Origin of the sequence: Arthrobacter sp., assembly GCF_048266065.1 — a bacterium.
Classification (GTDB): Bacteria; Actinomycetota; Actinomycetes; order Actinomycetales; family Micrococcaceae; genus Arthrobacter_H.
In genome coordinates, this window is the sequence record NZ_JBLXAH010000019.1 from 1 (window position 1) to 26,981 (window position 26,981).

20 protein-coding genes and 2 tRNA genes are annotated in these 26,981 nt (G+C 67.8%); 15 read left to right on the forward strand and 7 right to left on the reverse strand.

Translation table 11 applies throughout. The annotated features are described in order from the left end of the window. Positions 1-139 precede the first annotated feature (139 nt). A complete protein-coding gene (locus ACN0TP_RS18135; protein WP_417221338.1) occupies positions 140-667 on the forward strand; it encodes a hypothetical protein in 528 nt (175 codons plus the stop codon). A 219-nt stretch (positions 668-886) separates the two neighbouring features. Then, positions 887-960: transfer RNA gene (locus ACN0TP_RS18140), tRNA-Pro, on the forward strand. Positions 961-1,073: 113 nt separating this feature from the next. Here the strand turns inward: ACN0TP_RS18140 and ACN0TP_RS18145 are convergent. Both ACN0TP_RS18145 and ACN0TP_RS18150 read right to left on the reverse strand, forming a co-directional pair. After that, on the reverse strand, positions 1,074-2,090 hold the full coding sequence (locus tag ACN0TP_RS18145) for a LacI family DNA-binding transcriptional regulator (protein WP_417221341.1): 1,017 nt from the start codon (positions 2,088-2,090) through the stop codon (positions 1,074-1,076). Positions 2,091-2,143: 53 nt separating this feature from the next. Then, a complete protein-coding gene (locus ACN0TP_RS18150; protein WP_417221343.1) occupies positions 2,144-3,934 on the reverse strand; it encodes a glycoside hydrolase family 13 protein in 1,791 nt (596 codons plus the stop codon). 207 nt (positions 3,935-4,141) lie between these two features. On the opposite strand from ACN0TP_RS18150, the gene ACN0TP_RS18155 reads away from it, so the two are divergent. From ACN0TP_RS18155 to ACN0TP_RS18195, 9 genes are all read left to right on the forward strand, one after another. Next, positions 4,142-5,440 (forward strand): sugar ABC transporter substrate-binding protein, encoded by a 1,299-nt coding sequence (locus ACN0TP_RS18155; protein ID WP_417221345.1) that lies wholly within the window; start codon positions 4,142-4,144, stop codon positions 5,438-5,440. 135 nt (positions 5,441-5,575) lie between these two features. Then, complete coding sequence (locus ACN0TP_RS18160; RefSeq protein ID WP_417221348.1) at positions 5,576-7,204, forward strand: ABC transporter permease subunit; 1,629 nt, start codon at positions 5,576-5,578, stop codon at positions 7,202-7,204. Next, on the forward strand, positions 7,201-8,121 hold the full coding sequence (locus ACN0TP_RS18165; protein ID WP_417221351.1) for a sugar ABC transporter permease: 921 nt from the start codon (positions 7,201-7,203) through the stop codon (positions 8,119-8,121). Before ACN0TP_RS18160 ends, ACN0TP_RS18165 begins: the two co-directional genes overlap by 4 nt. 60 nt (positions 8,122-8,181) lie before the next feature. Beyond that, complete coding sequence (locus tag ACN0TP_RS18170) at positions 8,182-10,128, forward strand: glycoside hydrolase family 13 protein (RefSeq protein ID WP_417221354.1); 1,947 nt, start codon at positions 8,182-8,184, stop codon at positions 10,126-10,128. A 213-nt stretch (positions 10,129-10,341) separates the two neighbouring features. Continuing rightward, positions 10,342-11,997, forward strand: a complete 1,656-nt coding sequence (locus tag ACN0TP_RS18175; RefSeq protein WP_417221356.1) for a xanthine dehydrogenase small subunit — start codon at positions 10,342-10,344, stop codon at positions 11,995-11,997. Positions 11,998-12,056: 59 nt separating this feature from the next. Further along, positions 12,057-14,375 carry a xanthine dehydrogenase molybdopterin binding subunit gene (gene xdhB, locus ACN0TP_RS18180; RefSeq protein WP_417221381.1) on the forward strand — a complete coding sequence of 773 codons (2,319 nt, stop codon included), beginning with the start codon at positions 12,057-12,059 and terminating at the stop codon, positions 14,373-14,375. Positions 14,376-14,390: 15 nt separating this feature from the next. Next, positions 14,391-15,194: a xanthine dehydrogenase accessory protein XdhC gene (gene xdhC, locus ACN0TP_RS18185; RefSeq protein WP_417221357.1), complete on the forward strand. Its 804-nt coding sequence runs from the start codon at positions 14,391-14,393 to the stop codon at positions 15,192-15,194. Beyond that, complete coding sequence (locus ACN0TP_RS18190; protein ID WP_417221358.1) at positions 15,191-16,594, forward strand: guanine deaminase; 1,404 nt, start codon at positions 15,191-15,193, stop codon at positions 16,592-16,594. Before xdhC ends, ACN0TP_RS18190 begins: the two co-directional genes overlap by 4 nt. Then, positions 16,591-18,045, forward strand: a complete 1,455-nt coding sequence (locus ACN0TP_RS18195; protein WP_417221360.1) for an NCS2 family permease — start codon at positions 16,591-16,593, stop codon at positions 18,043-18,045. Before ACN0TP_RS18190 ends, ACN0TP_RS18195 begins: the two co-directional genes overlap by 4 nt. 58 nt (positions 18,046-18,103) lie before the next feature. Here ACN0TP_RS18195 and ACN0TP_RS18200 read toward each other — a convergent pair whose 3' ends face one another. From ACN0TP_RS18200 to ACN0TP_RS18215, 4 genes are all read right to left on the reverse strand, one after another. After that, the gene (locus tag ACN0TP_RS18200) at positions 18,104-19,468 is read right to left on the reverse strand and encodes a DUF4032 domain-containing protein (protein WP_417221362.1); all 1,365 of its coding nucleotides are present in this window, start codon (positions 19,466-19,468) and stop codon (positions 18,104-18,106) included. Between the two features lie 101 nt (positions 19,469-19,569). Further along, complete coding sequence (locus tag ACN0TP_RS18205) at positions 19,570-20,718, reverse strand: ABC transporter ATP-binding protein (RefSeq protein ID WP_417221364.1); 1,149 nt, start codon at positions 20,716-20,718, stop codon at positions 19,570-19,572. A gap of 62 nt (positions 20,719-20,780) precedes the next feature. Beyond that, the gene (gene otsB / locus ACN0TP_RS18210) at positions 20,781-21,557 is read right to left on the reverse strand and encodes a trehalose-phosphatase (RefSeq protein ID WP_417221366.1); all 777 of its coding nucleotides are present in this window, start codon (positions 21,555-21,557) and stop codon (positions 20,781-20,783) included. A gap of 2 nt (positions 21,558-21,559) precedes the next feature. Then, positions 21,560-23,071 carry an alpha,alpha-trehalose-phosphate synthase (UDP-forming) gene (locus ACN0TP_RS18215; RefSeq protein ID WP_417221368.1) on the reverse strand — a complete coding sequence of 504 codons (1,512 nt, stop codon included), beginning with the start codon at positions 23,069-23,071 and terminating at the stop codon, positions 21,560-21,562. Positions 23,072-23,250: 179 nt separating this feature from the next. Between ACN0TP_RS18215 and ACN0TP_RS18220 the strand changes: the two genes are divergently transcribed. Continuing rightward, entirely contained in the window at positions 23,251-24,123 is an 873-nt protein-coding gene (locus ACN0TP_RS18220; protein WP_417221371.1) for a DsbA family protein, read from the forward strand. Positions 24,124-24,236: 113 nt separating this feature from the next. Then, positions 24,237-24,310, forward strand: a tRNA-Thr gene (locus ACN0TP_RS18225). Here ACN0TP_RS18225 and ACN0TP_RS18230 read toward each other — a convergent pair. Then, positions 24,284-25,009 (reverse strand): tyrosine-type recombinase/integrase, encoded by a 726-nt coding sequence (locus ACN0TP_RS18230; RefSeq protein ID WP_417221373.1) that lies wholly within the window; start codon positions 25,007-25,009, stop codon positions 24,284-24,286. The two genes, ACN0TP_RS18225 and ACN0TP_RS18230, sit on opposite strands and share 27 nt — an antisense overlap. A 924-nt stretch (positions 25,010-25,933) precedes the next feature. Here ACN0TP_RS18230 and ACN0TP_RS18235 point away from each other — a divergent pair. Together ACN0TP_RS18235 and ACN0TP_RS18240 are read left to right on the forward strand one after the other, a co-directional pair. Then, entirely contained in the window at positions 25,934-26,125 is a 192-nt protein-coding gene (locus tag ACN0TP_RS18235) for a hypothetical protein (RefSeq protein ID WP_417221376.1), read from the forward strand. Between the two features lie 519 nt (positions 26,126-26,644). Next, on the forward strand, positions 26,645-26,981 hold a 337-nt coding region (locus ACN0TP_RS18240; protein ID WP_417221378.1), incomplete at its 3' end, for a recombinase family protein.

Sequence of the window (26,981 nt, forward strand, 5' to 3'; positions counted from 1 at the left end):
GTGGGAGAGTAGGACGCCGCCGGACCATCATTAGGCCCAGGGCCCTGGACATTAGTCCGGGGCCCTGCGTCATTTAACCCACCAACCACCGGACGAAAGACCCCGTAGCGCCATGGGCTTCGGAGGGTAGGCTGGAAGGATGGATGGCATCTTTTCCCACGCCGATCCCGCCCCCGGATCGGGAACCTCCGGCGAACAGCCCGAGGCGCTTGAACCGGTCGTCGCCACGGTGACCGTGCGCATGGAGTGCGACCAGGCCTATGAGGGCTTCGTGGACTACCTGCACCTGTGGTGGCCCCTGGGCACCCTGGCCGGCATCGGGCCCGGATCACACCTGGGCATCGAAGGACAATCCCTGGTCGAGGAATCCGAGACCGGGCAGCGTCGCCAGTGGGCGACCATTCGCCGGGCCGAGCCACCCCTTCCCGTTGAGCCCCAGGCCCTGGCGCACGGCGTCGTTGAACTGGACTTCACATTGGGCCACGAGCAGGAGCCCCCCACCCGGGTGGCCATCGAGTTCCGGGAGACCGGAACCGGGGCCACCGACGTCACCGTCACCCACGACGGATGGTCCCGTGGCGAAGCCGGTCAGGGCCAACGCGAGCTGGCCAGGCACTGGCCGGAAATCCTTGGCTACTACCAGCGCTTCATGGGCGGCGCCGCGTAGATTCCTGCATGCGCAGGTCCCCGCATCCCCGTTCCGGTGTCCACGGGCCCGTCCCGGGCTGATGCGGCAGGTTTCGACGCCGGGCCGCCCGCGTCCGAGACCCCACGGGAGGCCGGGGCAGCGTTGCCACGTCGCCCACGCGGGGAGGCGGTCGGCGGAGCCGCTTCGATTAGTGAATTCGGCGTCGAGCCGGTAAACTTCTTGAGGTTGATAACCCCACGGGGTGTGGCGCAGCTTGGTAGCGCGCGTCGTTCGGGACGACGAGGTCGCAGGTTCAAATCCTGTCACCCCGACGAGATACCGGAGCAACGGACCCAGGTCCGCGATCCGGATAGGTTGTCAACAGCGAGTGGGGCCGAGGAATCGGCCCCATTTTTGCGTCCGGCCTCGATCCACCGCCGCTGTCCTACGACGCGGGCGGCGCCGTGGAGGAGCGGGCCACGAATTCCGTCGGATAGAACCCCCGTGTCGGATCCTGGCCGGGGTCCTGGTCGCCGAGCAGTGTCAGGAGCCGGCCCACTGCGGCCGCTCCCTGCCCGCCTGGGTTCTGCGCGATCGTCGTGAGGCCGAAGAGTTCACCGAGCTCATGCCCGTCGATCCCGACGACCGAGACATCACCGGGCACCTGCAGCCCCAGATCACGGGCCGCCAGGATGGCGCCGAAGGCCATCTCATCGGAAGCGCAGACGAAGGCGGTGGGGCGGCGTCGTGGGTTGGACAGCACGTTGCGGACCTTCTGGTAGGCCCCTGCCGTGGTGAAGTCCGCGGTGAGCAGCCAGTCCGGCCGCACCGGGAGTTCGGCCTGGTCCATGGCGAACTCAAAACCGTCCTCGCGTGCCGAGCCCAGCTTGAAGTCGACCTCGAACTCCTCGGACCCGCCCAGGAACGAGACCTCCCGGTGCCCCAGGCTGATCAGGTGTTCGGTTGCCAGGGCTGCGATGTTGAAGTCGTCGACCCGGATCGTCTCGATCTGGGGGATGAGTCCACCAATGGCGACCACCGGCTTGCGCACCGATGCCAGCTGCTCGATTTCGGCGGGCTCCAGTTTCAGGGTGACGGTGATGACCCCGTCGAGGCGCTTGCGCAGCAGCAGTTCGGAGAACACCGAATCCCGATGGCGTTGTTGCCCGCCGGTGTTGTACAGGGTGAGGTCATAGCCGGCGTCGATCAGCGCGCTCGTGGCACCCTGCAGGACCGTGGAGAAGAACCACCGGCCCACGGTGGGGACCACCAGCCCGATGTTCCGGCTACGCCCCGAGGCCAGCGAGGAGGCGTTGTAGGAGACGACGTAGTCGAGGGCCTCCGCGGCTTCGCGCACCCGCTCCCGGCTGGACACCGAGACCTTCCCGTTTCCGCTGAGGGCCCGTGAAACGGTCGCGACGGAGACGCCGGCCCGTTCGGCGACGTCCTTGATGCTGGCCATCTGCTTCCTTCCGCCCGGGCCGTTGGCCCAATCTGGTCCTGCTCTGTCGCCTGCTAGGTGCTTGAGGGGGTGCGCCGCAACCAGACCGCGGCCTCGGGTCCCAGCCGGCTGATGCCGGCGTCGTGCTGGATGTCTCCGGTGCCACTGGCCAGCAGGACCTCCCCTGCGGGAAGGTCCACCGACGCGCTGGAGGTGTTGAGCACGACGGCGATGCCACGGTTCTCGAAGGCGATGACCCCGGGTGCATGGCCCGTGGACAGCCACTGCAGCGTTCCGGAACCGAGCCCCAGCCTACGCCGTGCAGCCAGCATCCGGCAGTACAGGGACAACGTGGATCCGGCATCGCCGCGCTGCACCGAACGGGCCAGCTGTGCCCAGTCATCGGGCTGGGGGAGCCAGGAGGTTTGCGCCGGGCTGAAGCCCAGGGTCCGTCCCCCGGGGGTCCACGGGAGGGGGATGCGGCAGCCGTCGCGGCCGACGCGTTCGCCTCCGGTGCGGAAGAAGTTCGGGTCCTGCCGGTAGCCGTCCTCCAAGCGGGTGTGGTCCGGCAGGCCGAGCTCCTCGCCCTGGTAGAGGTAGGCGCCGCCGGGAAGGCCGAGCATGAACAGCGTGGCGGCGCGGGCACGGCGCAACCCCACGGCGTGGTCCGGCTGTGGATCGCGCGGGCCGAGCCCGTCGCCGAAACGCACCGGTGCGCTGGAGCCGAGCCGGGTGACGTGGCGGGAGACGTCATGGTTGGAGAGCACCCACGTGCTGGGTGCCCCCACGGCATCGAAGGCGGCCAGTGACCGGTCGATGACCGCGCGCAGGGCCGGCGCGTCCCATCCGGTGTTCAGGTACGGGAAGTTGAAGGCCTGGTGCATCTCGTCCGGGCGCACCCAGTCCGCGACGGCGTCGACCGGGTGGGCATTGGCCTCTGCACACAGGATGCGGTCGCCGTCGTACTCGGCGAGGATGTCGCGCCAGCGCCGGTAGATGGCGTGGACGCCCGGGCGGCCGAACATGGGTGCCGCGTCGAACGGGAAGCCGGGCACGGGGGAGCCGTCGGCGGTTCCACCCCAATCGGGCAGCCCCGGCTCCTTGACCAGTGCGTGGGCGACGTCGACCCGGAAGCCGGCGACACCGCGGTCCAGCCAGAAGCACAGCACCCGCTCGAATTCCGCGTGCACCGCCGGGCTGTCCCAGTTGAAGTCCGGCTGCGAGGAGTCGAAGAGGTGCAGGTACCACTGGCCCGGGGAGCCGTCGGCATCGGTGGTGCGCGTCCAGGCGGGCCCGCCGAAGTGGGACTGCCAGTTGTTCGGCGGTTCATCGCCGCCGGTCCCGCGTCCGTCGCGGAAGACGAACAGCTCCCGTTCGGCCGAGCCCGGTCCCGCTTCCAGCGCCGCCTGGAAGGCGGCGTGCTGCTCCGAACAGTGGTTTGGGACCAGGTCGATGATGACCCGCAGTCCCAGGGTTGCCGCCCGGTCGATGAGGGCATCGAAGTCCCGGAGGGTGCCGAAGAGCGGGTCCACGTCCGTGTAGTCGGCGACGTCGTAGCCGGCGTCGCGTTGCGGGGAGGGGTAGAAGGGGGAGAGCCAGATGGCATCCACGCCCAGCTCGGCGATTTGGTGCAGTTCGGCGGTGATGCCGGCCAGGTTCCCGGTTCCGGTGCCCCGCAGGTCACGGAAGGAGCGGGGGTAGATCTGGTAAATCACCGCGCTGCGCCACCAGGACCCGCCTGTGGTGGACTCATGGACGAGCGGGCCGGGGGCAAAGGCCTGGCCGTTCTGCTGCGGCTGCCGGGTGGCGGGGGTATCCGCGGCGGACAGGACGGACCCCGGAGCCGGGGGAGTGGGTGGGCACATGCGCACCAGCTTAGCCGTGGAACGCACGGCGTGGAAGCGCTTTCAGGTTCTGCGCAGGCGATTCTCGCCGATGTGGACGTCGAGCATGAAAACGCTTACAGTTATGTCATACATCACAGCGTTCCCCAGCGGCGGGGTTCCGGTGCGGCGGCGACGCGAACCGGCTCCACGGCCCGGGGGACCGTATCGAGCTTCGGAGAGGCACATATGAAGAACACCACCGACGGCCGGGGACTGGTTTCCCGTCGTTCCTTCGCGCTGGGCGCCTTTGGCACCTCGGCGGCACTGATGCTGGCCGCGTGCGGCGGCGGCACCAGCAGCAACGCACCCTCCACCGGTGCCGCGTCCTCCGGAGCCGCCAAGTCCACCTCGGCGACCCTGACCCTGTGGGTCGACGCCGAACGTGCCCCGGCGCTGAAGCAGATCGCCGCCAAGTTCAAGGACGAGAAGGGCATCGCCGTCAAGCTGGTCGTGAAGGACTTCGCTGCAGTGCGCGATGACTTCATCACCCAGGCCCCGACCGGCAAGGGACCCGACGTGCTCGTGGGCCCCCATGACTGGTTGGGCAAGCTGGTGCAGAACGGCGTCGTCGCCCCGCTTCAGCTGGGGGACAAGGCCTCGCAGTTCGCCGAGTCCTCCATCCAGGCCATGACGTACGACGGCCAGGTGTACGGCCTGCCCTACTCCATCGAGAACGTGGCGCTGGTGCGCAACACCGCCCTGTCCTCCGAGCCGCTGAAGACGTTCGACGAGGTGGTGGCCGCCGGCAAGAAGGCCGTCACCGCGGGCAAGGCCAAGTATTCCTTCCTCGTCGGGCTGGACCCGAAGCAGGCCGACCCGTACCACACCTACGCGCTGCAGACCTCCTTCGGTGCCCCGGTCTTCGCGCAGAAGGCCGACGGTTCCTACGATGGATCCAAGGTCATCATGGACAACGCCGGTGGCGTGAAGTTCGCCGAGTTCCTGGCCAGGAACGGCGACAAGGGGACCAAGGTCTTCAACTCCAACATCACCGGGGACATCGCCAAGGAGAAGTTCCTGGCCGGGCAGTCCGCCTACTTCCTCACCGGCCCGTGGAACACCCCGGACATCCAGAAGAAGGGCATCAAGTTCGCCGTCGACCCGCTGCCGACGGCCGGCGACCAGCCGGCCCAGCCGTTCATCGGTGTCAACGGGTTCTTCATCTCGGCCAAGAGCAAGAACACCCTGGCCGCCACGGAGTTCGTCGTGAACTACCTCAGCCAGGAAGCGGCCCAGGACGCACTGTTCAAGACCGGCGGCCGTCCGCCGGCGCTGACGTCATCCTTCGAGAAGGCATCGACCGACCCGGTGGTGAAGGCCTTCGGCGAGATCGGCGCCAACGGCGTGCCGATGCCAGCGGTCCCCGCCATGGATGCCGTCTGGGCCGATTGGGGCGGCACCGAGCTGGACCTCATCAAGGGCAAGGAAGCCAACCCGGGCGCCGCCTGGAAGAAGATGGTCGCCACGATCAACAAGAAGATCTAGCAACCCCGGCGCCCCCACGGCGCGACCGCGGTGCACGGGGCGGGAGGCAACAGCCGCCCCGTGCACCCTGGACCCCACCGCACCACCACGCGCCGGACTGCCCCGCGGCGGCGCACTACGAAGGCATGGACATTGATGGCAAGCAGCACGCTCACCTCCTCCAGCACGCCCCCGGCGGATCCCGGCACGCAGAAGCGGCCCCGCCCGCGCGGACCGAAACGCACCTCGGATTCCCTGATGGGCATCCTGGCCAAGATCGTGCTGCTGGGCTTCGTCGACGCGATCGCCGTGTTCGTCATGTTCCAGCTCGTGGCCAGCGGGGAATGGCTGATCCTGGCCATCTCGGTCATCGTCACCGCTGCCATCAACTGGATCTACCTGCGCCGTGACGGACTGCCCGCCAAATACCTGGCCCCCGGGGTGTTCTTCCTGCTGCTGTTCCAGGTCTTCGTGATGGTCTTCTCCACCTACATCGCCTTCACCAACTACGGCGACGGGCACAACTCCTCCAAGGCCGACGCCATCGCGTCGATCCAGCTCTCCGCCCAGGAGCGCGTCCCCAATTCCCCGCAGTACCCCGCATCGGTGGTGGAGAAGGGCGGGGACCTGTACCTGCTGGTCACCGCCCCGGATGGTGCAGTGAAGCTCGGCGGCAACGACCAGCCGCTGCAGGACGCCACCGCCACGGCCACCGGCCCCACCGGGGCCGCCACCGCCGTCGACGGCTACACCACCCTGGACTTCGCGGAACTGCTCCAACGCCAGCAGCAGATCGCCGACCTGAAGGTCCCGATCAGCGACAACCCCGAAGACGGCTCGCTGCGCACCGCCGACGGATCCACCGCCTACGTCTACAAACCCAAGCTCTCCTACGACGCCGCCGCCGACACGTTCACCGACACCACCACCGGAACGGTCTACCACGATTCGGGCGAGGGGACCTTCGCCGCCGCCGACGGCAAGGAACTGGCCACCGGCTGGAAGATCAACGTCGGCCTCGATAACTTCACCCGCGCGTTCACCGACCCGAACCTGCAGGGCCCGCTGCTGCAGGTGGTGCTCTGGACCTTCGCCTTCGCCCTGCTCTCCGTGGCCAGCACGTTCGCCCTGGGACTGTTCCTGGCGATCGTGTTCAACCGGGCGGACCTGCGCGGCAAGAAGATCTACCGGGTGCTGATGATCCTGCCCTACGCCTTCCCCGCCTTCCTCTCCGGGCTGGTGTGGTCGGGTCTGCTGAACCCGGAATTCGGGTTCATCAACAACGCCCTGCTCGGCGGCGCCGACATCCCCTGGCTCACCGACCCCGTCCTGGCCAAGGTCTCGGTCCTGGTGGTGAACCTGTGGCTTGGCTACCCCTACATGTTCCTGGTCTGCACCGGTGCCCTGCAATCGCTGCCCGAGGATGTCGAGGAGGCCGCCCGCATGGACGGAGCCGGCGCCTGGCGGATCTTCCGGGCCATCAAGCTGCCGTTGCTGCTGGTCTCGTTGGCCCCGCTGCTCATCTCCAGCTTCGCGTTCAACTTCAACAACTTCAACGTCATATACATGCTCACCGGCGGCGGGCCCCGCTTCGATGGGACCACCTTCGACGTCGGCGGCACCGACATCCTGATCACCATGGTCTACAAGATCGCCTTCGGCGCCGGCACCGGGCGTGACTACGGATTGGCCAGCGCCCTGGCGATCATCATCTTCATCATCGTCGCCGTCGTCTCCGCGCTCAGCTTCCGGCAGACCAAGTCCCTGGAGGAGATCAACCGATGAGCACCCCCACCACGCATCCGCTGCACGACGCCGGTACCCAGGTTCCCGTCCAACGCCGCCGGTCCTTCGGGCACTGGTTCGCCGACAAGGGGTGGCGGCACGTCGTGGCCATCCTGGCGACGATCTTCTCGGTGTTCCCGCTGCTCTACGTCCTCTCCGCCGCCCTGAACCCCACCGGCACCATGGCCGGGGCCTCCACGCTGTTCACCCACTTCGGCTGGGGCAACTTCGAGGCGCTGTTCGCCAACCAGGAGCGCCCCTTCGGCCGCTGGTTCGCCAACACCCTGGTCATCGGCCTGGTCACCAGTGCGCTGACCGTGTTCCTCGGGGCGATGGCTGCCTACGCCTTTTCCCGCATGCGCTTCGCCGGACGCCGGGTCGGGTTGCTGACCCTGCTGCTGCTGCAGATGTTCCCGCAGTTGCTGACGGTGGTCGCGATCTTCCTGCTGCTGAACTTCCTGGGCGACATCATCCCGGCCATCGGCCTGGGCAGCTCGCTGGGCCTGATCATGGTCTACCTCGGTGGGGCGCTGGGGGTGAACACCTACCTGATGTACGGGTTCTTCAACACCGTCCCGCAGTCCCTGGACGAGGCGGCCCGGATCGACGGGGCCTCCCACGTGCAGGTGTTCTTCAAGATCATCCTGCCGCTGGTCACCCCGATCCTCGCCGTCGTCGGCCTGTTGGCGTTCATCGGGATTTCCAGTGAATTCGTCATCGCCTCGGTGGTGCTGACGGACCCCGATTCACAAACGCTGGCCGTCGGGTTGTACTCCTATGTCGCCCAGCAGCGCTCGGAAAACTGGGGCGTCTTCGCCGCCGGCGCGGTCCTGGCGGCGATCCCGGTGATGGCCCTGTTCCTGTTCCTGCAGCGCTACATCACCACCGGCCTCACCGCCGGCGGCGTCAAGGGCTGAGCCGACGCACCGGCGAAGCCGGTGGCCTGCGGTGAGAGACTGTCCACCAGGAGGACCTCCATGATTTCCATGCCGCACCACGACGGCTCCGCCCTGTATGTCGACCGCCAGGACCCCGCCCTGGGCGACACCGTCACCGTGCGCCTGCGCGTTCCGGCCGACCAGCCCACACCGGGCGGAGTCTGGCTGCGCAGCGTCCGGGATGCCGAACCCCATTACGACGCCGCCACCCGCCTCGGCGAGGCCGACGGCTGGGTCTGGTGGCAGGCCGGGCTGCGCATCGTCAACCCCGTGCAGAAATACCGCTGGCTGCTGCGCACCGGGGGAACCCCCGCAAGCCTGTGGACCAACGCCCGGGGGACCGGCGCCCTCGAGACCCCCGACGAGCAGGACTTCAGGATCGTCGCCGGCCCGGCGGCCCCGGAATGGATCCACCGCTCGGTGATGTACCAGGTCTTCCCCGACCGTTTCGCACGGTCCGCACAGGCCGCGGGGCGCGCGCTGCCGGCATGGGCCGTGGCCGCCGACTGGAACTCCAGCGCCGTGATCGGCCGCGGACCCGATACCCCGTACCAGTACTTCGGCGGGGACCTGGAGGGCATCCGCGAACACCTGGACCACCTCGAGGCCATCGGGGCCACCGTGCTCTACCTGACCCCGATGTTCCCCGCCCGGTCCAACCACCGCTACGACGCCGCGGCTTTTACCGCGATCGACCCGCTGCTCGGCGGGGACGAGGCCCTCATCCGGCTGATCCAGGACGCCCACGACCGCGGCCTGCACGTGGTCGGGGACCTGACCACCAACCACTCGGGCGACGCCCACGAATGGTTCCGTGCCGCCCACCACCACCCGGGTGCCCCCGAATCGGACTTCTACTACTTCGGCGCCGACAACGAGGAGTACCTGGCCTGGCTGGGCGTCGAATCGCTGCCGAAATTCAACTGGCGCTCGCCGGGGCTGCGCGAACGCTTCATCCTGGCCGACGATTCGATGGTGGCGCGCTGGCTGAAACCGCCCTACAACCTCGACGGGTGGCGGATCGACGTGGGCAACATGACGGGCCGCGCCGGCGCCGATGACTTCAACCACGAGATTGCCGGACTCATCCGCGCGAAGATCCACTCGATCAACCCCGAGGCGCTGCTGGTGGCCGAATCGACCTCCGACGCGGCCCCCGACTTCCAGGGCGACACCTGGCACGGGGCCATGACGTACACGAACTTCACCCGGCCGCTCTGGCAGTGGCTGGCCCGCCCGGCCGCCGGGCCGGCGGGGGAGCCAGGCGTGATCCGGAACGACGCGGGCAACGTCACCGCCCAGGGGTGGACCGACTTCTACGGGCTGCCCCAGCGCGGGCCGGACAGCATCGGCGCGCAGGATTTCCTGGCCACCCACCTGGACTTCGCCGCGGCCTTTCCCTGGCGGGTGCGGCTGGCGAACCTGAACGCGATCGACACCCACGACACAGCCCGGGCGGCCAGCGCCATCCTCCCCGGCGCCCAACCGCTCGCCGCCGCCCTGCAATTCACGCTCCCCGGGGTTCCGATGGTGTTCATGGGCGACGAATTCGGGCTCGAGGGCTTCAACGGCGAAAACTCGCGCACCCCCATGCCCTGGGATGCCCCCGAACGGATCCCCGCCGACCTGCGGGGGATCTATGCAGACCTCTCGGCACTGCGCCGCGACCAGCCGGCCCTGACCTCCGGCGGACTGCGCTGGCTCCACGCCACGGACGGAACGCTGGCCTTCGTCCGCGAAACTGCGGGCACCGCGGTGCTCGTGGTCCTCTTCCGCGACGCGGCCACGGGCGTGGGCCTCGGGGACCTGGCTCCCACCCTGCCCGGCGGATGCGCACTGCGCCGGCTGTGGGGGCACGGTACCGCCAGCGCCGTGCACCGCCCGGGCACCGGCGTCGTGGTCGAGGGGCACGCCCTCAGCGCGGCTGCCTTCGAACTGCCCGGAACACGCCTGCCCGCTCCCGCACGCGGGGCCGGAGACCGGTAGCCGGGGCGCTGTCCACGGGGTCCACCGCCGAAAATGGAAAAAGACTTCCACTAAACGTGCTCGATGTGTAAGCTGGGTCACAGGAGCCTTCGCTTGTTCGCATGGATAACCTGGCGTGGCTCTCCCGACCTCGTCGGCCTCAACCATGCCTCCAACGGTGCTGCCTCGCAGTCGGACGGCATCGTGGGTGGACAGGCCTGAGGAGGGTTAACCATGACCGGATCCACACAGGAAACCACCACGGAGGCTGCCACCACGGCGGTCACCGTCAACGGCAGCCCCGTGTCCATTGAGCACGTCGCAGCCCACACCACCACCCTGCAGTGGCTGCGGGGCAACGGCATCACCGGCCCAAAGGAGGGCTGCGCCGAAGGCGAATGCGGGGCCTGCGCCGTGATGGTCGCCCGCCCGGACGACGACGGCGGCACCCGCTGGACCTCCATCAACTCCTGCCTGGTCCCCGCCGCCGCGCTGGCGGGCCAGGAGATCTACACCGCCGAGGGCCTCGCCACCGACGAGACGCTGCACCCCGTCCAACAGGAAATGGCGGTCCGCGGCGGCTCCCAATGCGGTTTCTGCACCCCCGGATTCATCTCCTCGATGGCCGCAGAGTACTACCGCAAGGACCGGGCCGGATGCGGTTGCGGCACCGGAGGGTGCGGCTCGGCCCCCGCGACGTCGGCCATCGCCTCCTCCGCCCATGCCGAACCCACCGGAAACCAGCTCCCCTGGACTTTCTCCGTCCCCGATGATGCCCAGCGCCAGGACCCCTGGCTGCCACCGCGGACCACCGGGGAAGAGCGAGCCCGGACCGAACCGGTGACCAGGTACACCTCCGAGCCCGAGCACGAACCCGAGGTGGGCCCGAACGGATTCGACCTGCACGCCCTGTCGGGGAACCTGTGCCGGTGCACCGGATACCGGCCGATCCGCGACGCCGCCTACGCCCTGGGGGAGGTCGACCCCCAGGACCCGATCGCCCAACGCCGGGACCGTCCGGCACCGGTCAGCTGCCCGCAGCGCCTGGGGAACCCCGGCAGCGCGTTCGTCCGTCCCGCCGACCTGGCCGAGGCGCTGGAGTTGCTGGCCGGAACCCCCGATGCCGTGGTGCTGGCCGGATCCACCGACTGGGGCGTGGAACTGACCATCAAACACCACCGCGCCCCCCTGACCATCGCCATCGACCAGCTGCCCGAACTGCGCCGGTTCGCCACGACCGCGGACCACGTGGAGATCGGTGCCGGGTTGACCCTCTCCGACGTCGAACGCCGCCTGGACGGCTCGATCCCGCTGCTCGCCGAGGTCTTCCCGCAATTCGCCTCGCGGCTGATCCGCAATGCCGCGACGATCGGCGGAAACCTCGGCACCGGATCCCCCATCGGGGACATGGCCCCGGCACTGATGGCCCTGGACGCCGAGCTGGTGCTGGGCTCCGCCCGCGGTGAACGGGTCGTCGCGCTGGCCGACTACTTCACCGGCTACCGGCAGAGCCTGCGCACGGCCGACGAGATCATCCTGGCGGTACGCATCCCGACCCCCGTGCTTCCACTGGGCCGGTTCTACAAGGTCGCCAAACGCAGATTCGACGACATCTCCTCGGTGGCGGTGGCGATCGCCGCACGCGCCACCGACGGCAAGGTGGACGCCATCCGCATCGGCGTCGGCGGCGCCGCCGCCACCACGCTGCGGGCCCGAGACACCGAAGCCGCATTGCTCGGCAAACCCTGGACCGCCGAGACCTTCCACGCGGCGGCCGAGGTCATGCAGGCCGAGGGGACCCCGATGTCCGATCACCGCGCCAGCGCCCGGTACCGCAGCGCCACGCTCGCCCAATCCATCCGCCGCTTCCACGAGGAGGTCGCATCGTGAACCCGTTTTCATCCCGCCCCCTGGCCGGCATCCCCGACGGCGGATCCACCGGCGTCGTCATGCCACACGATGCCGCCTGGGAACACGTCACCGGCCGGGCCCTGTACACCGATGACCTGCCGCACCGTTCGGCCCACGTGTTGCATGCGTGGCCGCTGCAGGTCTTCGCCGCCCACGCACGGATCGACTCCCTGGACGCCTCCGCGGCCCGGACCATGCCGGGAGTCGCCCGCGTGCTGACCTCCGAGGACGTCCCCGGGCTCAACGATTTCGGCGAACTCGGCGACGAGCCGCTGTTCCCGACCGAGGTGCAGTTCCACGGCCAGGCCGTGGCCTGGGTCCTGGCAGATACCCTCGAACAGGCCCGGCTGGCCAGCGAGGCCATCGAGATCTCCTACACCGAACTGCCCTCGATCATCACCATCCAGGAGGCCATCGCGGCCGAACAGTTCCAGGGACCGCAGGCCACGCTGCAACGTGGCGACGCCGACACCGCACTGGCCAGCGCACCGCACCGCCTCAGCGGCGGGATCGACATCCAGGGCCAGGAGCACTTCTACCTGGAAACCCAGGTCTCCTTCGCCACGGTGGACGAAGGCGGCCAGGTCTTCATCCAGTCCTCGACGCAGGCGCCGAGCCACACCCAGGAGGTGGTGGCCCGCGTCCTGGGCATCGACGCCAGCCAGGTCACCGTCCAGTGCCTGCGCATGGGCGGGGGCTTCGGCGGCAAGGAAACCAACGCGAACCCCTTCGCCGCCGTCGCCGCGCTGGGGGCCGTGCTGACCGGCCGCCCCGTGAACGTGCGGCTGAACCGCACCCAGGACCTGACCCTGACCGGCAAGCGCGGCGGCTTCCATGCCACCTGGGAAGCCGGGCTGGACGACGAGGGGCACATCCTGGCCCTGAAGGCCGTGATGACCGCCGACGGCGGCTTCAGCATCGACCTCTCACCGGCGGTGGTCAGCCGCGCATTGTGCCACATCGACAACGCCTACTACCTGCCCAACGTCCACGTCACGGGCCGGATCGCCCGCACGAACAAGACCTCGCACACCGCGTTCCGCGGCTTCGGCGCCCCCTCCGGGATGATCGTGACCGAGGACCTCCTGGGCCAGGCAGCGACCAAGCTGGGCCTCACCCACGAGGAGATCCGCCGCCGCAACTTCTACGCCCCGGGCCAGAGCACCCCCTACGGGCAGGTGGTCAGCCAGGCCACGCGCATGAACGACATGTGGGAGCAGCTCAAGGACACCAGCGGCTACGACGCGCGGATGCGCGAGGTCGCCGACTTCAACGCGGCACACCAGCACGTCAAACGCGGACTGGCGATCACCCCGGTGAAGTTCGGCGTCTCGTTCAACAAGCCGGTCCTGAACCAGGCCGGCGCCCTGGTGCTCATCTACCGTGACGGGTCGGTGCTCATCAACCACGGCGGCACGGAGATGGGCCAGGGCCTGCACCAGAAGATGCTCCAGGTCGCCGCCTCCGCGCTGGGCGTGCCCTTGCGGCGCGTCCGCCTGGCCCCGACCCGCACCGACAAGGTCCCCAACAGCTCGGCCACCTCCGCCTCCACCGGATCCGACCTGAACGGTGGTGCGGTGAAGAACGCCTGCGAGCTGATCCTCGACCGGCTGGCACCCGTCGCCGCCAGCCAGCTCGGCGTCCACCCGAACGACGTGCGCATCACCGGCGGCGTCGTCAGCGGCCTGGGCACCGGCAGGACCCTCGAGTGGGCCGACCTGGTCGAAACCGCCTACCAGCAGCGGGTCTCGTTGTCGGCGGCCGGCTACTACCGGACCGAGGGCCTGCACTTCGACCCCTCCACCTACCAGGGCCACGCCTTCAAGTACTACTCCCGTGGCGTCGCCGTCGCCGAGGTGGAGGTCAACGGCTTCACCGGCGCGTACACGACCCGCCAGGTGGATTTGCTGCACGACGTCGGCAGCTCGCTCTCGCCGCTGATCGACCTCGGCCAGATCGAGGGGGCCTTCGTCCAGGGAGCCGGATGGCTCACCCAGGAGGACCTGCGCTGGGACACCAGCGACGGACCGAACCGCGGCAAGCTGCTCACCCAGGCGGCCAGCACCTACAAGCTGCCCTCCTTCTCGGAGCTTCCGCAGCAGTTCAACGTCGACCTGTACATCCACCCCACCGACGACGGCAGCATCTACGGGTCCAAGGCCGTGGGCGAGCCACCGCTCATGCTCGCCATCGCCGTGCGCGAGGCCCTCCGGGCCGCCGCCGCTGCCTTCGGCGAACCGGGCCGACAGGTCGAACTGCCCTCGCCGGCCACCCCCGAGGCCGTGTACTGGGCTCTGGATGCGGTGCGCCAGCCGGCGCCCGCACCGGCGCCAGCACCGGCCCTTGCGGCCGACTGAGCCGGGGCAGCGACCATGGACTGGCTCAACGGTCTGACGCACGCCCGCACCACCGGCACCGCCGGCATCCTCGTGACCATCATCGAGGTCCGCGGACATTCACCCCGCGACGCCGGGGCCAAGATGTTCGTCTCAACCGACACCACATCCGGCAGCATCGGAGGCGGAAACATGGAAGCCACCGTGATCCACAGCGCACGCACCATGCTGGCCGACGGACAGACGTCGATGGTGGAATCCGAATTCGGCCTCAACGAACACGCACGGGTCGAATACGGGACCCAATGCTGTGGGGGCACCGTCCGCGTGCTGCTGGAACCGATCGGCAGCCGTCCCACGGTCGCCATCTTCGGTGCCGGACACGTCGGCCGGGAACTGGCACGCATCCTCAGCCGGACCGAGGTGATCCTCCACCTGGCCGACTCCCGGCGGGGCATCCTCGACGACGCCCTCGCCGCCACCCTGGGCGAGGGCCCCGCGGTGGTCCACCTGCACACCCTGCCGGCACCGGAAACGCTGATCGCGACCATTCCGGATGACGCACACGTCCTAATCCTCACCCACGACCACGCCGAGGACCTGATGCTCTGCGACGCGGCCCTGCGCCGCGGCGGATTCGGCGGCATCGGCGTCATCGGCTCATCGGCCAAATGGGCCAGGTTCCGCAAGAAGCTCGCGGCCGAAGGCCACGGGGAACCGGCCATCGACAGCATCCAATGCCCCATCGGTGCCCCCGATCTCACGGGCAAGCACCCAGCAGCCATCGCCATCAGCGTCGCAGCCGACCTCATGCGCGTCTTCCAGAAAGCAGCACCATGACCCACGACATCCACCCACCCGCGATCTTCCACGGGCTGGTCCTCGACACTCCGGAGGACCCCTTCACCGGGGCCGGACTGCGCGCCGAGGACTGCGCGCTCGCGGTGAACGACGGCGTCATCACCTTCCGCGGTTCCCTCGCCGACGCCCAACGACTCCACCCCGGGGCGGAGGTCACCGCCATCGACGGTGTGCTGCTGCCCGGCTTCGTGGACACCCACGTGCACTACCCCCAACCACGGATCATCGGCGGGCTGGGCATGCCGCTGCTGGAATGGCTGGACCGGTGCGCGCTGCCGGAAGAGGCACGCATGGCAGATCCCGGGTATGCCCAGGAGGTCGCCTCGGAGTTCGTCGACTCGTTGATCGGGGCCGGCACCACCACCGCCTTGGTGTTCGGCGCCCATTTCGCCACTGCCACCGATGCCCTGTTCGCCACCGCCCACCGCAAGGGGCTGCGCATGACAGCCGGCCTCGTCGTGGCCGACCAGGAGCTGCGCGGGGACCTGCTGACCACCCCCGAGCGGGCCGCCAACGAGGCGGCAGCGCTGATCGCCGCCTGGCATGGCAAGGGGAAGCTCCGCTACGCCGTGACCCCGCGCTTCGCCCTCTCCTCCAGCCCGGCCCTGCTCGATTCCTGCCGCAGGACCCTGGAGAACGCACCGGATCTGTTCTTCACCTCCCACGTGAACGAGAACCCCGCGGAAATCGCCGTCGTTGCCGGATTGTTCCCTGAGGCGTCGGACTACAGCGACGTCTACGACCGGCACGGACTGCTGGGCCGGCGCAGCCTGCTGGCGCACAACGTCCACCCCACCGATGCGGAACTGGCCCGGCTGGCCGGCTCCGGGACCGCGGTGGCGCACTGCCCGTCGTCGAACTCCTCGCTGGGCAGCGGCTTGTTCCCGCTGCGCCGGCACCTGGACGCCGGGGTGAGGGTCTCGCTGGGATCCGACGTGGGCGCCGGCACCGGATTCAGCCACTTCAAGGAGGGCCTTCAGGCCTACTTCCACCAGCAACTGCAGCCGGACGGCCTGGAACTCGGACCCGAGCACCTGCTGTATCTGGCCACGCGTGCCGGGGCACTGGCCCTGGGCCACGAGGACGTCGGCCACCTGGGTGTCGGCGCCGTCTTCGACGCGATCGAGGTCGCCCCGGCCCCCGGAACCACACTGCAGTCAATCCTCCGCCGGGCCGGGAGCGCGGACCGCGCCCTGGCCGGCATCTTCGCCAACGGAACCAGCACGGACATCAACCGTGTCTGGATGGGCGGCGTGGCCAGCCCCGCCCGCCCCGGCAGCGACTCCTCCCGATACCCCACTGCGGAGCATCCTTCCCCGTCATTCCCGCCCCGTGAGCCACGCCGTCGTGGTCCACTGCTCCTTAAAGGAGAGCAATGAGTATCAACACGCCCAAACGCACCGACCGTAAACTCCGGGAATCCAAACCCCGGGACTCCAAACCCGGGGAAACGCCACCCCGTGAGGGGGCGATCGACAAGTACTTCGGCATCACCCGGCACGGCTCGAACTACGGTCGGGAGATCCGCGCAGGCATCACCACGTTCCTGGCGATGAGCTACGTCATCTTCGTGAACCCGAGCGTGCTCAACGACGCCATGGCCGGGCAGATGCCCGACGTGGGGAACCTGTTCACCCAGCTGGTCATGGTCACCTGCATGGCGGCGATCCTCGGCTCGTTGTACATGGGCCTGATCGCCCGGTATCCCTTCGCCCAGGCCCCGGGGATGGGCCTGAACGCCTTCTTCTCCTACACCGTGGTGCTGGGAATGGGCTACCGCTGGGAGACGGCGCTGGGTGCCGTGTTCATCTCGGGTGTCCTGTTCATCATCCTGAGCATCCTCGGTGTCCGCCAGGCGATTGCCCGGGCCCTGTCAGGCAGCATGAAATATGCGATCACCGCAGGCATCGGTGCCTTCCTGGCCTTCCTGGGGCTGAAGAACATGGGGTTCGTGGTGGCCAACGACGCCACCCTGGTGGGCATCGGGGACATCACCGCCCCCCATGTCTGGCTGGGGATGCTCGGCCTGCTGATCATCGCGGTGCTCATGAAGCTCAAGGTCAAGGCGGCGATCCTGCTGGGCATCATCGCCACGACGCTCATCGCCATCATCAGCCGCCTGCCCGTCTACCCGGGGGCTGACGAGGGAACGTTCGCCGCCTTCTCGGGATTTGGCGGATCGCTCATCCAGATGCCGATCTGGCCCAGTGACCTCGCCTTCCACCTGGACATCGGCGGCGCGCTGTCGGCGGGCCTGCTCTCGGTGGTCTTCACGTTCTTCTTCGTCGACTTCTTCGACGCGACGGGAACCCTGACCGGCCTGAGCCAGCGTTCGGGCATGATCGGCCCCGACGGCGAAATGCCGCGGGCAAAGACCCTGTTCTCCATGGACGGGCTGGCCGCACTGACCGGTGCGGCCCTGGGCACCTCGACCACGACGGCCTACGTCGAGTCGGCCGCCGGCGTGGAGGAAGGAGGCCGCACGGGCCTGACCGCGGTGACGGTCGCCGGGTTCTTCGGGCTGGCCATGTTCTTCTCGCCGGTCATCGCAGCCGTCCCGACCTCGGCCACCGCGCCGGCACTGGTCCTGGTCGGTGCACTGATGATGGAGGGCGCCCGCCATATCGAATGGGCAGACATCTCCGAGTCACTCCCGGCGTTCCTGACGATCATCGTGATGCCGTTGACCTTCTCGATCGCCGAGGGCGTGGCCATCGGCCTGGTCGCCTACGCGCTGATCAAGATCTGCTCCGGCAGGATCAAGGAGGCCCATTGGATCCTCTACCTCATCGCCGCGTTGCTGATCGTGCGGTGGGTCTGGCTCGGATAGCCGTGGGAGGGCCGGCACCGCGGGAGGGCGCGGTGCCGGCCCTTGCCGCGTTGCCGCCTCAGTCGTCGTCGTTCTCGGTGAGGTCGATGACCTCCAGGACCTCGGTGGGCGGGTTGAGCATGATCGCCGCCTCATCCCGGCGGTGGCGCAGGACGGTGTCGATGTAGGACTCGATGGTCTCCGACATCGGGACGTTGCTGCCGCGGCGTTCGGAGATGAACCAGCGGTGCTCCAGCACCTCGTGGACCAGCTGGGCCGGTTCGAGCTTGCCGTGCAGTTCGCGCGGAATCGCCTCGGTGATCTTCTGGAAGACATCGCGCACCCACAGCGCGGCGTTGATCTCCTCGTCCATTTCGGGATGCTTGCGGACCCGGTAGGCGTCGATGTCGTTGAGCAGCCGGCGGGCCTGGAACTCCTGGACATCCAGTCCGGTCAGGCGCAACAGCCGGCGCTGGTGGTGGCCGGCGTCGACGACCTTGGGCTGGATCTGCAGCTGGGCGCCGTCGGCGGTGGTGCGCAGGGCGATCTCATCGACGTCGAAGCCGAGCTTGTTCAGCCGCCGGATCCGCTCATCCACGCGCCAGCGTTCGGCCAGGTCGAAGCGGTCCTGCCCGGTGAGCTCCTGCCATAGCCCGTGGTAGCTGTCCATGATCTGCTCGCTGGTGGCCAGCGGGTCCACCGACTCCTCGATGAGCCCGGCCTCCATGAGGTCCATCAGTTCCCCGGCGATGTTCACCCGGGCGATCTCCAGGTCGTATTCGCGCTGGCCCTCCGAGAGCTCGGGGTAGAGCTCGCCGGTTTCGGCGTCGACCAGGTAGGCGGCGAAGGATTCGGCGTCGCGGCGGAAGAGCGTGTTGGACAGCGACACGTCGCCCCAGTAGAACCCGACCAGGTGCAACCGCACCAGCAGCAGAGCCTGCGCATCGATGAGGCGGTGCAGGGTCTTGCGGCGCAACCGCTGGGAGAACAACGCGCGGTAGGGCAGCGAATACTTCAGGTGCCGGGTGACCAGCACCGGGTCAAGTTCCGCACCGGACTCGTCCACGCGGCCGGAGATGACGGCGACCGGCTCCACGCAGGGCACACCGAGCCGGTTGAGCTTGCGCAGCATGTGGTACTCGTGCCGGGCGATGTGCTCGCCGGTCTCCTTCACGGCGATGACCGTGTCGCGCAACAGGGCGAAGCGGACCACGTGACGGGAGATGCCGCGCGGCAACGCCGCCAGGTTCCGGGCCGGCCAGTCCTCCAGGGTGATGTGCCAGGGCAAATCCAGCAACGCGGAATCCATGGTCGCCGAGGTGATGTTCAGGGAACCGCCCAACGGGGGGCGGGCCGATTCGTCGACGACGGTTTCCCGCGGCAGCTTCCCGCGCTGGGTGTAGTCGGTGGGTTCGTTGTGCCAGCTGGCGTAGTGGCGGGTCATCGCTTCCTCGGTTCGGCGCTGGTCCCGGGCTCACCGGGGCGGGAATGACGGCGGCCCCGCCTTCGCTCAGGAACGCGGGGCCGCCATCGGTTGCCGGGTTGCTACTCGGACTCGGTGGCCAGGGCATCGACGTCCGCGAGCGAAGCCTGCGGGGCGTCGGCGGAGGCCGGGTCGCCCAGACGCAGGCCGGTGCGGGTGTCGAACATGTGGACGTGCCCGGTCTTGGGGCGCACATGCAGGGTGTCGCCCTTGAACGGCGGCTTGCGGCCGTCCACGCGCAACACCATCGGGATCTCGCGGCCATCAAGCGTGGCGTGGCCGTAGACGTAGGCGTCGGCCCCGAGTTCCTCGACGAGGTCGACCTCGAGGGGCAGGCCCTGGCCCGAGGTGACCGGTTCCAGGTCCTCCGGGCGGACGCCGGAGGTGATGGTCTGGCCGTTGGCCGAGGCCAGCACGTCGGCGTCGACGGGGTAGGTGTAGTCGCCGAACCGGATGCCGTCGGCGACGGCCGCGAGCTCGAGCAGGTTCATGGCGGGGGAGCCGATGAAGCCGGCGACGAAGACGTTCATGGGCCGGTCGTAGAGATTGCGCGGGGAGTCGACCTGCTGCAGGATCCCGTCCTTGAGCACAGCGACGCGGTCGCCCATCGTCATGGCCTCGACCTGGTCGTGGGTGACGTACACGGTGGTGACCCCGAGCCGGCGGGTCAGCGAGGCGATCTGGGTGCGGGTCTGCACGCGCAACTTGGCATCGAGGTTCGACAGCGGCTCGTCCATGAGGAAGACCTGCGGGGAACGGACGATGGCACGGCCCATGGCCACGCGCTGGCGTTGGCCGCCGGAGAGTGCCTTGGGCTTGCGGTCCAGATAGTCCTCGAGGTCCAGGAGCTTGGCCGCCTCGCGGACGCGCTCGGTGCGTTCGGCCTTGTCGATGCCCGCGATCTTCAGGGCGAAGCCCATGTTGTCGGCGACCGACATGTGCGGGTAGAGCGCGTAGTTCTGGAAGACCATGGCGATGTCACGGTCCTTCGGGGGGACATCGGTGACGTCGCGGTCGCCGATGAGGATGCGGCCCGAATTCACATCCTCCAGCCCGGCGAGCATGCGCAGCGAGGTCGACTTGCCGCAACCGGAGGGCCCGACGAGGACCAGGAACTCCCCGTCTGCGATATCGAGGTTGAGCTGGTCGACCGCGGGCTTCTGGGTGCCCGGGTACAGCCTGGTTGCATTGTCAAAGGTGACAGTTGCCATGAGTGATCAATCCCTTCACGGGCAGGTACGTGCCCGACGATCCGTTGTGAATGGTGTCACAATCATCGCACAGCCAGGAGCGATTGCAACAGGTCAGGCACATCGCCAATTCCGTCGACCCGAAAACCGGCCCGCGTCCTGCCCGGCCCGACCTTCACACCGACGTCACCGGGGCGCAGGACGGCGAACGCGTCCTCGTCGGTGACGTCGTCCCCGGCAAAGAGCACGGCATCGGCGTCGACGACGTCGCGCAACCACTCCAGGCCGGAGCCCTTGTCCGCCCGGATGACCGAACATTCCAAGACGTTCTTCCCGTCACCGAGCGTCAGGCCCTCCAGGTCCTCCAGCCGTCCGCGGGCCGCGCGCAGGGCAGCGGCACCCACGGCCGGCTCCGCCTGGCGGACGTGGAGCACGACGCCGGCCGGCTTGTGCTCCAGCGTGGTCCCCGCATGGGCTGCGCTGATCTCCTCGAGCACGCTGCCCACGGTGGTGAGCAGGGCGGCCTGTGTGTCGTCGAGGTTGATGCCCCGGTCGCCGGTGCCGACCAACGCGTCAGGAGCCCAGCGTTCCGCTCCATGGCTGCCGACCAGCAGCACCGTCGGCCCTGGCTGGGCGGCGGCGCGCAACCCCGCCAGGTCGCGTCCGGACAGGAGGGCGGTGACCGTGTTCTCCGCGTCGCCCAATTCGGCGAAGGCCTCCGCCGAGGCGGGGAGCGCGCGGGCATCAGCGGGACGATCGACGAAGGGGGCCATGGTCCCGTCGAAGTCCATGGCCACCAGCAGCAGGCGGACGTCGCGCAGGGAGTCGATGGCCCGTCGGAGGCCGGAATCCACTGCCACGGCTAGTCCTCCTCCTCGCCGGCCGAGGCCAGCGAATCCAGGAAGTTCCGTGACCAGCGGGCGACGTCATTGGTGGTGACCTGACGGCGCATGATCCGCATCCGGCGCGCCGCCTCCTGTTCGGGCATCCGGATGGCCTCCATGATCGATTCCTTGAGCCCGTCGATGTCATGGGGGTTCACCAGGACCGCGTGGCGCAGCTGGTCCGCGGCGCCGGCGAATTCGCTGAGCACGAGCGTGCCGTGGTTGTCGGCGTGGGCGGCCACGTACTCCTTGGCGACGAGGTTCATGCCGTCGCGCAGCGCGGTGACGAGCATGACGTCGGCCGCCAGGTACAAGGCGACCATCTCCTCCACGGGATAGCTGTGGTGCAGATAGCGCACTGCTGTGTGGCTCATGGTGTCGTATTCGCCGTTGATCCGTCCCACGCTGCCCTCCACGTCCTCGCGCAGGGTGATGTAGTGGTCCACGTGTTCACGGCTCGGGCTGGCCACCTGGACCAGGGTTGCCTGTCCGACGGTGAGTTCCTGGTCCGCCAACAGCTCGCCGAAGGCCTTGATCCGGTGCCGGATGCCCTTGGTGTAGTCCAGCCGGTCGACCCCGAGCAGGATCACCTCCGGATTTCCGAGGTCGGCGCGGATTTCGCGGGAGCGCTCCAGGACCTTCGGATCCTCCGCCAACCGGGCGATGAGGGAGGAATCGATGGAAATGGGGTGGGCTTCGGCGCGGGCGATCCGACGCGGTGTGCCGTCCTCGTCCTGGACATGGACCCGCTGCGACTTCACCGTGAAGCCGAGGTAGCGGCGAACGCAGCGGAGGAAGTTGTTGGCGTCGGACTGGCGTTGGAAGCCAATCAGGTCTGCACCGAGGATTCCCTCCAGCACCCGGTGCCGCCAGGGGAGCTGGGCGAAGATCTCCAGCGGGGGGAAGGGGATGTGGTTGAAGAAGCCGATCTTCAGGTCGGGCCGCATGGCCCGCAACAGGCGCGGGACGAGCTGGAGCTGGTAGTCCTGCACCCACACGGTGGCGTTCTTCGAGGCCGCGGCAGCTGCTGCCTCGGCAAAACGCACGTTGATCTCGCGGTACCGGTCCCACCAGGTGCGGTGGAACTCCGGGGGCATGATCACGTCGTGGTAGAGCGGCCAGAGCGTCGAGTTGGAGAACCCCTCGTAGTACAGCTCCACGTCCTCCTCGCTCAGCGGCACCGGGATCAGGTGCATGCCGTCCTCGTCGAACTCCTTGAGCTTTTCGTCGGTTGCACCGTGCCAGCCGACCCACGCGCCTTCGGCGGAGGCCATCACCGGAGCCAGCGCGGTGACCAGGCCGCCGGGGGAGCGGCGCCATTCGGCGGTGCCGTCCGCAGTGGTGACGCGGTCCACGGGCAGTCGGTTGGCCACCACGACGAAATCGAAGTCGCCGGTGGTGGCCTTCTTCGGGGCAGTCACGGGGGCGCGCCGTTCGCGTGATGCCGCCGTGCTGCGGGGATCCTGGATGCTGCTGACTGTGTCCGGCATGTCATGCCTCCTTGGCCTGCTGGGGGTATGTCCTGCCCTGAGCTTATGCGGCCTAGGGCAACGACGCATTGATGCCGGGCACGGTGACGGGGATCCGTTCACGGCGGATACACAGCATTGGTGCCCTAAACTAGGTGGGGATTCCCCGACCGACTCCTCCACAGAAGGACTGTTCTTCCATGGCATCAAACGCCCCGCGGCCCAACAAGGCCGAGAGGACTGCTAGCGCCCGCGAGCAGGCACGCAAGGTCTACGAACAGCAGCAGGCTGCCTCCAAACGCAAGTCGCTGTTCCTGAAACTCGGTGTGGTTGTGGCCGTGGTGGTCATCATCGCCGTCATCGCGACGATCATCGTGCAGAACAACAAGGGAAGCTTCCCCGACGCCGGTCCGGCACCCGCACACGGCAACCAGTACGGCGGCTACACGCTCACCGCAGACGGCCTGGCCGAGACGCCGGCTGCCACCGTGGACAAGAACCAGATCCCGGAGGCCGGCACGTCCGCCGATGGCAAGAAGCTGCCCGCGGGTCTGAAGGCCGCCAAGAAGGGCGAGCCCGTCCATGTGGTGGTCTACGCCGACATGAGCTGCCCGATTTGCAAGCAGTTCGAGGCACAGTACGGCGCCGACCTGACCAAGATGTCCAAGGATGGCGACATCGAACTGGAGTACCGGATCGCCACCTTCCTGGACCGGACGTCCCCCACGAACTACTCGTCGCGCGCCGCGAACGCCGTGGCCTGTGTCGCCGATTCCAAGCCGGAGGCATTCAACGACTACCTGACGGCCTTGTTTGAGCAGCAGCCCGAGGAAGGCAGCGAGGGCCTGCCCAATGCCAAGCTCGCCGAGATCGCCGAGCAATCAGGTGCCGGCGACATCTCCTCCTGCGCCGACGGAACCAAATTCCGCCCGTGGGCGCAGTTCGTGAACACCACCTTCAACCAGTACGAGGTGGGAGGGACTCCTGCCGTGTATGTCAACGGCAAGGAATGGGACATGCAGTCCCAGGACCTCAAGCAGCTTCTGGACGAGGCAGTGGCCGCAAACAAGTAGCCACACTCCTCGACAGTCCACGGATGGCCCCGCCCTCGGCGGGGCCATCCGTTTTCCGCCCGGGAGCACACCTGGGCTAATCTTGTTCATGCTGCCGGTCGCCCGGCAGATCTGCCTCCTTAGCTCAGTTGGCCAGAGCACCTGTCTTGTAAACAGGGGGTCACCAGTTCGAATCTGGTAGGAGGCTCCCGCAAACGCCCTTGTCAGAGCCTTTCGAGGTTCCGGCCAGGGCGTTCTTCATGTCCGGAATACCGTCTGGTGTGTGCAATGTGTGAACAGGAGCCGGTTTGCGGGGCACCATCGACGAGGCGCGGGAAGCTGCATCACGGGACGCCGATGCGATCAAGTGCGTGTATGTGTTCGCCGTCGTGGCGATGTTGGAGTGCCGTAGACGCTTGGACACCAGGGCGATATCAGCCCCGGACGCGATCAGCAGGGAGGCGTGCTCGCGCCGGGATCCGTGGAAGGTCATCTTCCGCAGGTCTGCCTCTACCCGCAGCTTCTCGAACTGGCGCGTCACGTAGGTGGTCTGCAACGGCCGACCGTCGTCCATCGTGAAGACATGGCCCGTGTCCGTCCAGAGTTCGCCCCACTCGTCGCACTCGGCATCCTGGCAGAACCTCCACGCCAGGAGCGCGTCGAGCTCCACAAGGGCGCTGGATGCCTTGTTCTTCGCGTTCATCTGTTCGAGCGCTGTGGCGTCGACCTGCACGTGGGTATTGCGGATCATGAGCGTGTGGGACGCCAGATCAACGGCCTTCCGTCGCAGGTCAGTGACTTCGCCACGACATGAGTCCCGAAGCCCTGACAAGGGATTACAGGAAGATGGGCACAAAGTGTGCACATCCAAAATCGAACGAAGAAAGAAGACCATGAGCAGCATCATGACCACCGCCTACGCGGTAGCGGACCTCATCTAGTCTTACCGCACCGACTCGGCCTCCGCCCAGGGCTTGGCCGACCCGCACCTGTCCGGCATGGGCGTCGCAGCCAAGCCGGCCAAGGCGCTCGAGGTGGTGCGCACTGCCGCCCTCGCCGAGGTCGCTACCCGCAAGAGGCGGGGGGGGGGGAGGCCGCCGCCGAGCCGATCCCCGAATTCGAGAAGCGGCCGCCGCCCATCAAGCAGGACGCCACGGACCTGATCGACTTCAAGCAGCACTGGCAGTTCAACATCCTCCCTGTCCTGGAAGCGGGGGCGACGGTGAGGCAGTTCCTGAAGTCCGCGGACGTGCGCGATGCCCTCGCTATCGAACGATTCGCCAGGGCGACTTGGCTACCGCACGGACCGGCGGCGGCTATCCGATGGAGCTGTACCCGGATGAGCTTGGAGATGCGGTTGTGAACCGTTTGGCGATCGCGACGGTACCAGCCGTTGCCCAGGTCATCGAAAAGGACTAACGGGCTCAGGTCGCCGCCAAGCAGTTCGCTGAAATCGTCGCCTTGAAGGAGGCAGAAATTCGGGGGACGACAACCCCTTTCGGCGGGACCGCTGGGGAGTCGCCGCGACCATTGCCCACCGGATGCCGGATGCCGGATGCCGGATGCCGGAGGACGGCAACGCTGGAACCTGGGGACCTGACCAGCACGGCCGGCGCATCCGTGGCCTCGGGACTACCGGTGATGACGCTTCGTTGGGCCATGCATCGCGGGGACCGGACGACCTTTACGGGCAAGGGCGGGACAGAATTCGTCAGCATCGCTCATGCCAAGGCGCTCACGAAAAGTGCCGGCATCAGTCGGTAACCACAGACTGCTTGGGGCCGGGAATCGCTCACCCGGCCCTAGGAATCACCCCGCAGGAGGCAGCACCATGGGCAAGCAACGACACGACCTCGACGACGCCCGGAACTGGAAGGCCGCGGACTTGATGGCCGCAGCCCTCGAGCTATTCCGTGGTGACCTGGCCTATGCCGAGGCGTTGGGAGCTACGAACCGCGGCGCGGACTACCTGAGTGGCGTGGAATCGGCGTTGAACGCGGCAAGCATCAACCATGATCTGTAGTCGCACACGGTGAGGGCCACCGTTGGACATTGTCCTGCTTGGCGGTGGCCCTTTCGTTGTCATTGCGGATGGACAGCCATGTAAGCGGAGGCTATGGCGATCACAAGTGCGCCCACGCCGGTAAAGGCCCACGCAAGTGGAGCCATGCCAGGACGTTTGCCGAGTTCGGCTATGGATCCGCACACCGCGCCCACAGCAACCAGGAATGCTCCCACGGCGTTCAGGGCGTCGAGACTCCATCCGGCGGCCGTGGCGACAGCCGTGAATAGGATTGCTAGCAGGAGCGGAACGGCCGCATATTTGAGGAAAGTCTTAGCAATTCGGCTGAGGGATTTGCGGGGATTACGGTGGCCTGGAGTCGCATTCACCGCTCGATCCTACCGAGTGCCAGGAGTCTTGGACGCGTGGCAAGCGGCGGGCACGTGTCACAACTCGTCGTGAACCCAGAATTGTCGCCAAAACTTGCATTCTCAAAACTCAATCCAGAACCTAATTTCATAGCCAATACCCGCGCATGAGTTGATAGGAATAACGGCGAACATCGGCAACATCATCGGCTACGTACGAGTCGGCACAGCCATAGGGGCAGGCCACGTCACACCCCTCGACTCACAGCGTAAAGCACTCACCGCGGTCGGGACCTCCCGGATCTTCACGGACGAAGGCGTGAGCGGTGCCAAGGCATCCCGCCCCCAACTCGACGACATGATCGACTGTCTAGGCGAAGGCGACACCCTACCGGTGACCCGCCTCGACCGCCTAGGCCGATCCATGCAGCACCTAGGTGCGTGGGTCGGTAGTCGTTTGATGCCGGCCAGCGTTTCATCAGAATATCCATTGGGTATCGAAGCGGACT

What these genes read in the sequence shown, in the direction of transcription:
- ACN0TP_RS18165 (WP_417221351.1), top strand. Translation starts at nt 7,201, where the DNA reads ATGAGCACCCCCACCACGCATCCGCTGCACGACGCCGGTACCCAGGTT.
- ACN0TP_RS18200 (WP_417221362.1), bottom strand. Translation starts at nt 19,468, where the DNA reads ATGACCCGCCACTACGCCAGCTGGCACAACGAACCCACCGACTACACC.
- ACN0TP_RS18135 (WP_417221338.1), top strand. Translation starts at nt 140, where the DNA reads ATGGATGGCATCTTTTCCCACGCCGATCCCGCCCCCGGATCGGGAACC.
- ACN0TP_RS18175 (WP_417221356.1), top strand. Translation starts at nt 10,342, where the DNA reads ATGACCGGATCCACACAGGAAACCACCACGGAGGCTGCCACCACGGCG.
- ACN0TP_RS18230 (WP_417221373.1), bottom strand. Translation starts at nt 25,009, where the DNA reads ATGATGCTGCTCATGGTCTTCTTTCTTCGTTCGATTTTGGATGTGCAC.
- ACN0TP_RS18190 (WP_417221358.1), top strand. Translation starts at nt 15,191, where the DNA reads ATGACCCACGACATCCACCCACCCGCGATCTTCCACGGGCTGGTCCTC.
- ACN0TP_RS18150 (WP_417221343.1), bottom strand. Translation starts at nt 3,934, where the DNA reads ATGTGCCCACCCACTCCCCCGGCTCCGGGGTCCGTCCTGTCCGCCGCG.
- ACN0TP_RS18155 (WP_417221345.1), top strand. Translation starts at nt 4,142, where the DNA reads ATGAAGAACACCACCGACGGCCGGGGACTGGTTTCCCGTCGTTCCTTC.
- ACN0TP_RS18160 (WP_417221348.1), top strand. Translation starts at nt 5,576, where the DNA reads ATGGCAAGCAGCACGCTCACCTCCTCCAGCACGCCCCCGGCGGATCCC.
- ACN0TP_RS18170 (WP_417221354.1), top strand. Translation starts at nt 8,182, where the DNA reads ATGATTTCCATGCCGCACCACGACGGCTCCGCCCTGTATGTCGACCGC.
- ACN0TP_RS18235 (WP_417221376.1), top strand. Translation starts at nt 25,934, where the DNA reads ATGGGCAAGCAACGACACGACCTCGACGACGCCCGGAACTGGAAGGCC.
- ACN0TP_RS18145 (WP_417221341.1), bottom strand. Translation starts at nt 2,090, where the DNA reads ATGGCCAGCATCAAGGACGTCGCCGAACGGGCCGGCGTCTCCGTCGCG.
- ACN0TP_RS18215 (WP_417221368.1), bottom strand. Translation starts at nt 23,071, where the DNA reads ATGCCGGACACAGTCAGCAGCATCCAGGATCCCCGCAGCACGGCGGCA.
- xdhB (WP_417221381.1), top strand. Translation starts at nt 12,057, where the DNA reads ATGCCACACGATGCCGCCTGGGAACACGTCACCGGCCGGGCCCTGTAC.
- ACN0TP_RS18205 (WP_417221364.1), bottom strand. Translation starts at nt 20,718, where the DNA reads ATGGCAACTGTCACCTTTGACAATGCAACCAGGCTGTACCCGGGCACC.
- ACN0TP_RS18220 (WP_417221371.1), top strand. Translation starts at nt 23,251, where the DNA reads ATGGCATCAAACGCCCCGCGGCCCAACAAGGCCGAGAGGACTGCTAGC.
- xdhC (WP_417221357.1), top strand. Translation starts at nt 14,391, where the DNA reads ATGGACTGGCTCAACGGTCTGACGCACGCCCGCACCACCGGCACCGCC.
- ACN0TP_RS18195 (WP_417221360.1), top strand. Translation starts at nt 16,591, where the DNA reads ATGAGTATCAACACGCCCAAACGCACCGACCGTAAACTCCGGGAATCC.